Source organism: Methylobacterium sp. UNC378MF (genome assembly GCF_900103195.1).
Taxonomy (GTDB): Bacteria; Pseudomonadota; Alphaproteobacteria; order Rhizobiales; family Beijerinckiaceae; genus Methylobacterium.
The window spans coordinates 172,170-180,908 of the sequence record NZ_FMWU01000015.1; the positions used below are offsets into that span (position 1 = coordinate 172,170).

10 protein-coding genes and 1 pseudogene are annotated in these 8,739 nt (G+C 69.8%); 6 read left to right on the top strand and 5 right to left on the bottom strand.

The genetic code is table 11. The features are described from left to right. Nucleotides 1–203 precede the first annotated feature (203 nt). Entirely contained in the window at nucleotides 204–401 is a 198-nt protein-coding gene (locus BLT59_RS17235; protein WP_091782746.1) for a hypothetical protein, read from the bottom strand. Between the two features lie 657 nt (nucleotides 402–1,058). Further along, nucleotides 1,059–1,517, bottom strand: coding sequence for an NUDIX hydrolase (locus BLT59_RS17245; protein ID WP_091782750.1), 459 nt, complete (start codon nucleotides 1,515–1,517; stop codon nucleotides 1,059–1,061). A 245-nt stretch (nucleotides 1,518–1,762) separates the two neighbouring features. On the opposite strand from BLT59_RS17245, the gene BLT59_RS17250 reads away from it, so the two are divergent. After that, nucleotides 1,763–2,236, top strand: a complete 474-nt coding sequence (locus BLT59_RS17250; protein WP_091782752.1) for a CYTH domain-containing protein — start codon at nucleotides 1,763–1,765, stop codon at nucleotides 2,234–2,236. 64 nt (nucleotides 2,237–2,300) lie between these two features. Then, entirely contained in the window at nucleotides 2,301–2,549 is a 249-nt protein-coding gene (locus BLT59_RS17255) for a hypothetical protein (RefSeq protein WP_091782756.1), read from the top strand. Between the two features lie 23 nt (nucleotides 2,550–2,572). Here the strand turns inward: BLT59_RS17255 and BLT59_RS17260 are convergent, their stop codons facing one another. Next, nucleotides 2,573–3,136: a hypothetical protein gene (locus tag BLT59_RS17260; protein WP_091782759.1), complete on the bottom strand. Its 564-nt coding sequence runs from the start codon at nucleotides 3,134–3,136 to the stop codon at nucleotides 2,573–2,575. A 297-nt stretch (nucleotides 3,137–3,433) separates the two neighbouring features. Beyond that, the gene (locus BLT59_RS17265) at nucleotides 3,434–3,673 is read right to left on the bottom strand and encodes a hypothetical protein (RefSeq protein WP_091782761.1); all 240 of its coding nucleotides are present in this window, start codon (nucleotides 3,671–3,673) and stop codon (nucleotides 3,434–3,436) included. Nucleotides 3,674–4,122: 449 nt separating this feature from the next. Here BLT59_RS17265 and BLT59_RS17270 point away from each other — a divergent pair, with 449 nt between their 5' ends. The 4 genes from BLT59_RS17270 (at nucleotide 4,123) to BLT59_RS17285 (ending at nucleotide 8,202) form a co-directional block, all read left to right on the top strand. Next, nucleotides 4,123–5,694 (top strand): ABC transporter substrate-binding protein, encoded by a 1,572-nt coding sequence (locus BLT59_RS17270; RefSeq protein WP_091782764.1) that lies wholly within the window; start codon nucleotides 4,123–4,125, stop codon nucleotides 5,692–5,694. Nucleotides 5,695–6,128: 434 nt separating this feature from the next. Further along, nucleotides 6,129–7,451 carry an MFS transporter gene (locus tag BLT59_RS17275; protein WP_091782767.1) on the top strand — a complete coding sequence of 441 codons (1,323 nt, stop codon included), beginning with the start codon at nucleotides 6,129–6,131 and terminating at the stop codon, nucleotides 7,449–7,451. 130 nt (nucleotides 7,452–7,581) lie between these two features. Further along, nucleotides 7,582–7,761 (top strand): hypothetical protein, encoded by a 180-nt coding sequence (locus tag BLT59_RS17280; protein ID WP_091782771.1) that lies wholly within the window; start codon nucleotides 7,582–7,584, stop codon nucleotides 7,759–7,761. 27 nt (nucleotides 7,762–7,788) lie between these two features. After that, nucleotides 7,789–8,202, top strand: coding sequence for a VOC family protein (locus BLT59_RS17285; RefSeq protein WP_091782775.1), 414 nt, complete (start codon nucleotides 7,789–7,791; stop codon nucleotides 8,200–8,202). Nucleotides 8,203–8,436: 234 nt separating this feature from the next. Here the strand turns inward: BLT59_RS17285 and BLT59_RS17290 are convergent. Further along, nucleotides 8,437–8,739 (bottom strand): annotated as a pseudogene (locus tag BLT59_RS17290) (porin family protein); the annotation flags it as partial.

The window sequence follows — 8,739 nt, forward strand, 5'->3', positions numbered from 1 at the left end:
GAGGCGTGCCGGCACGAAGGCGGGGTCTTCGGGGAAACACCGACACTCTGGATCAGCTCCAAGGTAGTGCCCGGGCCCGCGTTGGTCAGGGGGGGGATGCGGCTATGGGTTCCAGAGTCGAGCGGGAGTCGCGGTCGCGTGGCACTCCCAAACGAAAGGGCCGACCCGAAGGCCGGCCCCGATCGTCCGCGCTGCGGAAATTCCTACTCGGCCGCCGTCATCTCGGGGGTGTAGTGGCCGCACCAATCCTGAGCGGCGACCACCGGCCAGAGACCCTTGGACTCGGGTGCCGGCTGGCTGACCGGCGGGTTGAAGCGGCACAGGCCGGCATCGTTCTGCGCGACCGCGCCGTTGCCCTTGTGCTCGTCGAAGAACCGGCAGGTCTCGCACTTGGCGTTCATGGTCAGGCTCCTGTGAGGCCGGCGGCCCGGGGCCGTCCCGGCAGGGAACGGAGGGCTTGAACCTTAGAAAAGATCCAATCTGTCGGGCCAACGTCGCAGGGATCCGGTGGGTTCCCCGCCGGGGGGAGCCGGCGGTTCCGCTCCGGTATCCATGCGGATCCGGATACCGGAGTTCCGCCACGACCAGGCCGGTTTCCTCGGCGAATGGCCCGAAGATGGCCGGCAGGACGCCGTGGACCGGGCGCGTCCCGCGCAGCAGCGCCTCGGGCCCGACGCGGAGACCCCTGTGGCGGTCCACCTGCGGCTGGTCGTGCAGGCTCGGGGCTTCGTCGTCGCGGGCCCGGTGCCGGTCGCGCTCAAGCACCCGTCGCTCCTCGGCCGCCTCGTCCATGGTGCGGTGAAGATCCGGAACGCGCCGCGGCCTTTGGCCCTCGCTCGAGACGGGGCGCGGTCCAGGGGCTCCGCATCCGTCCCGGATTCGGGCGCCGGCAGCAAGCCGACGCTCAGGCCGCCGGAGCGACCGCCCGGCCGGTATGTTCCGCGGTCAGGCGAGCGAACGCGCGCGCCGCCCCGAACGCGCGCGCCTCCCCTTGACGGACAGGCTATCGATCAAGGGTTGTCTTCCGGGTCGTGGTGATGGGCCAGAGGCGCCGGCCTTCAGCCGCGCTCGTCGACCGGCCGCGCCCCGAAGCCAGCCAGGAGTTCCTGGAGTTCGTCCTCATGGACGAGGCGCGCCGCCTCCTCGGGCGGGAACCATTGCAGTGTGCGCTGATCCTGCTCCGGCCAGCGCGCGTGCTGGGCCTCGACCCGCAACGGGTAGACGCGGACCATGCAGGGAAAGGCACGGCCGTGATCGAACCGCTTCTGGTACTGGTACCGGCCGACCGGGCTCGCGGCGATCTGTCCTTCGAGCCCGGCCTCCTCGAAGGCCTCCCGTTCGGCGGCCTGATGGGCCTTGCGGCCGGTCATCGGCCAGCCCTTCGGGATGATCCAGCGGCCCGTATCCCGCGAGGTGATCAGCAGAACCTCGATCCGACCGTCCGAGCCGACGCGAAACGGCAGGGCCGCCACCTGCTTGAGCGGTTTGACCTGCGCCTTCCGGAGCAGCTTCTTCAAATTTGGCCGTTTGGATGCCGTCTTCAGCGCTGACCTCGGGGACGGGAGTGGTCGTGATGTCTGATGATGTTTGTGCAAGCGATCGGTTCCTCGCGCTTTTACATAAGTTTAACACGATCCGGATACATCCCGGGCGCATCGGCACCGAGCCATGTCTGTAACGCTGTGCTCATCCCCGCCAGCCGGCTTGTCTCGGGCCGGCTTGTCCGCGAAGGCTTGCGCGTCAAACGTCCACGAGGCGCGGCATGGCTGTCGAGATCGAGCGCAAGTTCATCGCGGACCCGTCGGTTCTCGCGCTGTGCCGGGCGGGAACGCACTTCGTTCAGGGCTATCTCTTCACCGACGCGACCAACACGATCCGGATTCGCCGCGCCGGGGAGCGCACGCTCATCACGTGGAAGAGCCCGCGTCGCGGCGCCTCTCGGGACGAGATCGAGTTCGCCGTCGCGCCGGAGGCCGGCGCGGCCCTCCTCGCAACGGTGCCGCCTGGCCGGCGGCTGGAGAAGACCCGCTTCCGGGTCGCGCATGCCGGGGCGGTGTGGGACGTCGACGTATTCGGCGGCGACCTTACGGGTCTGATCCTGGCCGAGATCGAGCTGGAGCGCGAGGACCAACCGGTGGTGCTGCCCCCCTGGGTCGAGCGTGAGGTCACCGACGATGCGCGCTACCGCAACTCGCGGTTGGCCGCGGGGCCGGTGCCAGAGCGGCAGGCGGCATAAGCCCGCGCCGCGCCGGGCGAATCCGTTCGGTTGAACATCCGGAGACGGTCGCCGTTCTAGAGGGATGCCCCGGAGCCTGATCACATGGACGCAGGACGAGACCGCCGGCGTTCCGCTTCCGCGCTTCGTCGGGCGGGTCGGGGTGGTCGTCGTTGGGATCTGCGCGTACGACGGATCGAGCCGATTCTGGACTTGGTGGAGCCCGCTGACCGAGGACATCTGGGGCCACGGCCAGGATGCCGAGGGCGCCAAGCAGGGCTGCGAAGCCTGGCTGCGCGGATGGCTCGAGAACTTCAGGCCGTTCTTCGCCTGACGGCGCAGCCCGAACGGGCCCGATCAGCGCAGGAAATGCGGTAGGCGCCGCTTCCAGCGTTCCCCGAGCCGCAATTCGTTCGCCCGCCGCCCGGCCGTCGGCCGCGACGATGGACCCCGACCGGATGCGGCCGGCGCGGCGCAGGCGGTCGGTGCCTCGTCGACGGGCGGGATCGGCGGTGCGGCCGGACGCGGCTTTGCCGTCTGCACCCGAGGGGCGAGGTCCTGTCCGGCAGCGGCGACCCGCGCGCTGCGCACACGCCGCACTCGGGGAGCGGGAGCGGTCTCGGCCGCTGGCGCGGTCACCGCTTCAGCCGCGGCTTCCGTGGCCGGCTCGGCCGGGATCTCGAACATCGGGACGAGGCTCGGCAGGACTCGGCGGACCGGTGCGTCCGGCGTCTTCCGCTCCGGACGCGGAGCCGGCGCCGCCTGAAGGGCGGGCGCGGGCGGCTCCATCGCGGCCTGCGCCAGTTCCGGCCAGAGGCTCTTGTCCGGGCGCTGGCGCGCCGTGGTGGCAGTCAGCGATGTGCGGGCCGAACGAGTCTGCTTGACTTCGACCATGAACGGTCGCGCGCTACGGCGCTTCATGTAAGTTGATCCTTGGAAGCATTCGAACCCGCACTCCGGCGGGACGAACACGCCGAGGTTAAGCCTTATCTCGGCCGTTGTCCAGAAAGACGGGCCCGTACTGGTCAGATTTCTTTGTAGTTGAGATCGGCTGCCGTCCTATCCAGGCAATGAGCCCGGGAGCGGAAGTCGTGTTTGGCAGAGGTCGCCCCCGAAGGCGTTGCGCTCTGCTGGAAGATGGGCGCATCCGGGCCGGACTGACGTGGCGGGCCCCTTCCACTGTGCGGAAGAGGCCGCGCAGCACCGGATCTGTCCCGATCAGGCGGCCTGCGCCTGCGCGGCGGCCGGCCAGCACTGCAGCGACGCGGGACGGGATGCCCCGAAGAGGGATTGGTACAGCGCGGCCGGTGTCCGGGCCCGGCCGCTACCGTCCGTGATCGTCACCTCGGCCATGCCGGCCGCGATCAGGCTCATGCCCTGATCGAGGGCGGTCAGAACCGAGGCGTGCTGGTAGGCGAACCGGCGCGCGGACAGGCGTGCGGTGACGGTGAAGTTCATGTCGGCAATCCTGGAACTCCGAGCCCCAGCGGACATCGGACGGCAACGGCGCGCGGATGAAGAGCGGTCTGCAGTGGCGGCCTCGACATCCCGCGTCCCCGCGCCTGCTCGCCGCTAATAGAGTCGTTATCTTGACGAAAGCTTGTTCGTGCCCGCTTTTCAAGCAAGAGCGCCCGGAATTGATTGCTTGATTTCAGTGCTTTGCGAATGCGTCGGTACGGATGGATCTGCCTGCAGGTCAGACGCCATCGCCGCTCCACGCCCTGCGGCCATGCCAGCCGCCCCGGCGCCGACAGCAGCGCATCCGCCTGGGCCTTCGGCGCCGGATCGCTCAAGGCGACGGTCGTGTCCTGCGGGGCCGGCGGACCGAAAATGCCAAGCGCGCGCGTGATGCCCTTGGCCCGCCACGTGCTAACCTCCGCCGGATTGCAACGCTTGGGCGAGTCGGCATGCTGAACAGACGATCCTTCATGGCCCTGTCGGGCGCCGCACTCGCGGCTCCGGCCCTGGCACAGGGCAGCGCCGCCCGGACGCTCAAGTTCATCCCGCAGGCCGATCTGACGGTGCTCGATCCGATCTGGACGACCGCCTACGTCACCCGGAACCACGGGCTCGCCGTGTTCGACACGCTCTACGGCACCGACGCCAGCTACGCCGCCCAGCCGCAGATGGTGGCGGGCCACACGGTGGAGGCTGACGGGACGCTGTGGCGGCTCACCTTGCGGCCCGGGCTGACCTTCCACGACGGCAGCCCCGTGCTGGCCCGCGACTGCGTGGCGAGCATCGCCCGCTGGGGCAAGCGCGACGCAATGGGCCAGACGCTCATGGCCTACACGGACGACCTCTCGGCTCCCGACGACCGGACGATCCAGTTCCGGCTGAAGAAACCCTTCCCGCTCCTGCCGGACGCGCTCGGCAAGGTCGGCTCCTCGATCTGCGCCATCATGCCGGAGCGGCTCGCCAAGACAGACCCGTTCACGCAGGTGACCGAGATGGTCGGCAGCGGCCCGTTCCGCTTCAAGGCGGACGAGCGCGTGGTCGGCGCCCGGGTGGTCTACGAGCGCTTTGCCGGCTACGTCCCGCGCGAGGGCGGCGAGCCGCAATGGACCTCGGGTCCGAAGCGCGTCTTCGTCGACCGGGTCGAGTGGAACGTCATCCCCGATCAGGCCACCGCCGCCTCGGCCATGCAGACGGGCGAGATGGATTGGTGGGAGCAGCCGCCGGCCGACCTCGTGCCCACCCTCCGCGGGCTGACGACGCGGATCACCGACCCGACCGGCCTCATCGGCTGCCTGCGGATGAACCAGCTCCAGCCGCCCTTCGACAACCCGGCGATCCGCCAGGTGCTGCTGAAGGTCGTCGACCAGACCGACTTCATGCAGGCAGTGACCGGCACCGACCCGAAGCTGATCCACGTGCCGACCGGCTTCTTCTGCCCCGGACTGCCGATGGCCAGCGATGTCGGCCTCGACGTCCTGACGAGCAAGCGCGATTACGAGGGCGCCAAGAAGGCGCTGGCGGCGGCGGGCTACAAGGGCGAGAAGGTGGTGCTGATGGGCGCCTCGGACTTCCCGAGCCTGAAGGCGCTGGCCGACGTGGCGGCCGACATGCTCACGCGCGCCGGCTTCAACGTCGATTATCAGGTCATGGATTGGGGCTCGGTGGTGCAGCGGCGCGCCAAGAAGGATCCGGTTGCCCAGGGCGGCTGGAGCGCCTTCTGCACCTTCTGGGCCGGGCTCGATCAGGCCAACCCGGCGGTCAGCGCCTTCCTGCGCGGGACGGGCCAGAGCGCCGCAGTCGGCTGGCCGACCAGCGAGAAGATCGAGGCGTTGCGGGATCAGTGGCTGGATGCGCCCGACGCCGCCGCGCGCAAACAGCTCGCGGGGACCCTTCAGCAACAGGCCTTCACCGATCTGCCCTACCTGCCCCTCGGGCAATACTTCAACCAGACCTCGTTCAAGCCCTCCCTGACGAGCGTGCTCAACGGCGTGCCGGTGTTCTGGAACGTCAAGAAGGGCTGAAGGCGGTGCGGGCGGTCGAGCGCCGCCCGCATCCCGGTCTTTGCGGACGTGGCGCAGCGATCCAGCGGCGTGACGCCCTGGGTTGCTGCGCCGCGCCCAAAGACGAGGGCCAACCGATAGCGTTGCAGGAGGCCGGCAAGGCCCAGCCGGGCGACCTTCAACGGCATTGCGGCTTACGAATACGCCCTCATGCTCAACGGATCCGATGCTTCTACGCGTCGCAAGCGCTTCCCAGCCGCGTCGGGAACGGGTTAAGCAGGGTCCGCACAGGTCACCGCAGAGATGACCGGCCCGCGAGGAAGCCCGAGATGGCCTGCGTACCCCCCGTCCGTGTGGCGGCGATCGGCGCTGTCCGTCCGCGTGAGGCCGGCCGCGACCTGGATCGCTGACCCGGATCGATCCCGATCCCACGACGCGCGACGAGGATAGGCCCGATGACAGGCTCCCCGGACGAGGCTGCCCTGGAACGCTCGGCGATACGCAGGATCAGCTGGCGGCTCGTGCCGTTCCTGATCCTCGCCTACTTCGTCTCCTTCCTGGACCGCGTGAATGTCGGCTTCGCGGCGATCCAGATGAACCATGATGTCGGCCTGTCCGCGACCGTCTTCGGCTGGGGCGCCGGGATCTTCTTCCTCGGCTATTTCCTGATGGAAATCCCCAGCAACCTGATGCTGGAGCGCTTCGGGGCGCGCCTGTGGATCGCCCGGATCATGGCGACCTGGGGGCTGATCTCCGCCGCCATGGCCCTGGTGCAGGGGCCGTGGTCGTTCGTCGCTCTGCGCTTCCTGCTGGGGCTCGCGGAGGCGGGCTTCTTCCCCGGCGTGATCCTCTACCTCACCTACTGGTTCCCCTCCGCCTACCGGGCGCGGATCATCGGGATCTTCATGATCTCGATTCCGATCTCGTCGTTCCTCGGCTCGCCGATCTCCGGCGCGCTGCTCAACGTGACGGGGCTGGGGCTCGCCGGCTGGCAATGGCTGTTCATCCTCGAGGGCCTGCCGGCGGTGCTCCTGGCCGTCGCGGTCCTGTGGCTGCTGCCGGACGGCCCGCGGGACGCGGCTTGGCTGCCGGCGGCCGAGCGGGACTGGCTGCAGCGACAGCTCCAGGCCGAGGCGGCGCGCAACGCGAGGCGCGGCCAGGCGGCGAAGCCGCCGCTGTGGGAGATCCTGCGCGACCGGCGGCTGGCGCTGTTCGCGGCCATCTATTTCGGCTCGACGGCGAGCAGCTACGGGCTGTCGTTCTGGACACCGCAGATCGTCAAGAGCTTCGGCCTCGGCAATATCGAGACCGGGCTCCTGAACAGCATCCCGTACGGTTTCGCGTCGGTGGCCATGGTCCTCTGGGGCCGGCACAGCGACCGGACCGCCGAGAGACGCTGGCACCTCGCGCTCTCGTTCATCGTCCTGGCGCTCGGGCTCGCGGGCGGGACAGTCCTCTCGGGGCTCGGTCCGGTCGTGGCGGCTCTGACGATCGCGGCGGTCGGCGTCTACATGCTCAAGGGCCCGTTCTGGGCGCTCGCGACCGAGCAGATGCCGCCCGCGACGGCGGCGGCGAGCATCGCGGCCATCAACGCGGTCGGGAATCTCGGCGGCTTCCTCGGCCCCTACCTGATCGGCGCGATCAAGGACGGGACCGGCAGCTTCACCTTGAGCCTCGTGCCTTTGGTGATCTTCGCGCTGCTCTCCGCGGGCCTATCGCTCGTGCCAGGCCGGGCCCCGCGGCCCGATCCGGGCGCGCCGCGCCCCTCGGCGGCCTGAACCCGGTCCGGTCGCGAACCGGGTCCGGACCGGCCGGTTGGCCCTGGTGCAGCCATCGCCCGGCACGGGGCCGATCCGCACCGGATCGGGGCCCGGCTGCCGGGCGCGTCGAGGACCGGGAGCCGGAACCATGAACCTGGACAACGCCTTGCGGGACGCCGTCGTGGCAGAGCTGAAGCGTCAGGCCGAGGCGGAGGATCCCGCGCCTCAGGTGGATCTGTCGGAGCCCGGCTACGCGCGGATCACGGGACGGATCGACCTGGAGGCCCTGCTGATGGTGATCGCGGGCGCTGTTGCCGGCGGACCGTGAGGCCTGCACCGTCGACCGGAGATCGCCGTGCCCAAGCTCAACGCCATCCTGGAGACGGCGCTGTACGTCGCGGATCTCGTCCGCGCGGAAGCCTTCTATCGCGACACGATGGGGTTGTCCTGCCTCTACGCCGACTTCCGCATGCGTGCCTTCGACGTCGGCAGCCGCGGCGTCCTCCTGCTGTTTCCGGAAGGCGGATCCCTGCAGCCGATCGAGACGCCGGGCGGCCTCATCCCGCCCCATGACGGACGCGGTCCGGCCCATATCGCGTTCGCGATCGACGCCGATGCCCTCGCGCCCTGGGAGGATCATCTCGCGGCTTCCGGCGTGGCCATCGAGGGGCGCACGCGTTGGCCGAGGGGCGGTATCAGCGTCTACTTCCGCGATCCGGACGGGCACCTGCTCGAACTCGCCACCCCCGGCCTGTGGAAGGGCTACTGAGCCGGTTCAGGCGAGCCGGGTCGCCCACGCCCCGGTCGTCTCCACGTCGGCGATCCCCGTGATCGGTGCGACCGTCACGGCCGGCAGCGGCCTTCGTCCTTGGTATGGGCGCGCGGTCCTGGCGCAGCAGGGGTGGCCGCAACGGCGAAGGGGCCGCCTCCTCGCGGAAGCGGCCCCTTCGGAGGCCGGATCGGCCTCGCGCGACGGTCGGGATCCGGCCGTCGCGTCGCGGTCTCAGTACGAGCCGAACTTGTAGTTCAGGCCGGCGCGGACGACGGCGAACTCGTCGGAGCGGCGACCGACGCCGCTGTAGACGACCGGGAAGTTGTTGGCGGCGTTGATGACGAACGCGCCCTGGTTGCGGGTGCCGCGATCGAGGTTGACGTACAGGCCTTCGACCTTGAGCGTCACGGCCGAGGAGCGGAAGAAGTTCAGGAACGAGTCGGTGGGCAGGGCGTACTCGATGCCGCCGCCGGCGGCCCAGCCGGTGCGGAAGCTGTCGTTGCCGGCAAAGCCGCCGAAGGAGCGGTCGGCGCT

Coding starts and splice junctions, on each gene's coding strand:
- BLT59_RS17235 (WP_091782746.1), bottom strand. CDS start 401: ATGAACGCCAAGTGCGAGACCTGCCGGTTCTTCGACGAGCACAAGGGC.
- BLT59_RS17250 (WP_091782752.1), top strand. CDS start 1,763: ATGGCTGTCGAGATCGAGCGCAAGTTCATCGCGGACCCGTCGGTTCTC.
- BLT59_RS17255 (WP_091782756.1), top strand. CDS start 2,301: ATGCCCCGGAGCCTGATCACATGGACGCAGGACGAGACCGCCGGCGTT.
- BLT59_RS17260 (WP_091782759.1), bottom strand. CDS start 3,136: ATGAAGCGCCGTAGCGCGCGACCGTTCATGGTCGAAGTCAAGCAGACT.
- BLT59_RS17265 (WP_091782761.1), bottom strand. CDS start 3,673: ATGAACTTCACCGTCACCGCACGCCTGTCCGCGCGCCGGTTCGCCTAC.
- BLT59_RS17270 (WP_091782764.1), top strand. CDS start 4,123: ATGCTGAACAGACGATCCTTCATGGCCCTGTCGGGCGCCGCACTCGCG.
- BLT59_RS17275 (WP_091782767.1), top strand. CDS start 6,129: ATGACAGGCTCCCCGGACGAGGCTGCCCTGGAACGCTCGGCGATACGC.
- BLT59_RS17280 (WP_091782771.1), top strand. CDS start 7,582: ATGAACCTGGACAACGCCTTGCGGGACGCCGTCGTGGCAGAGCTGAAG.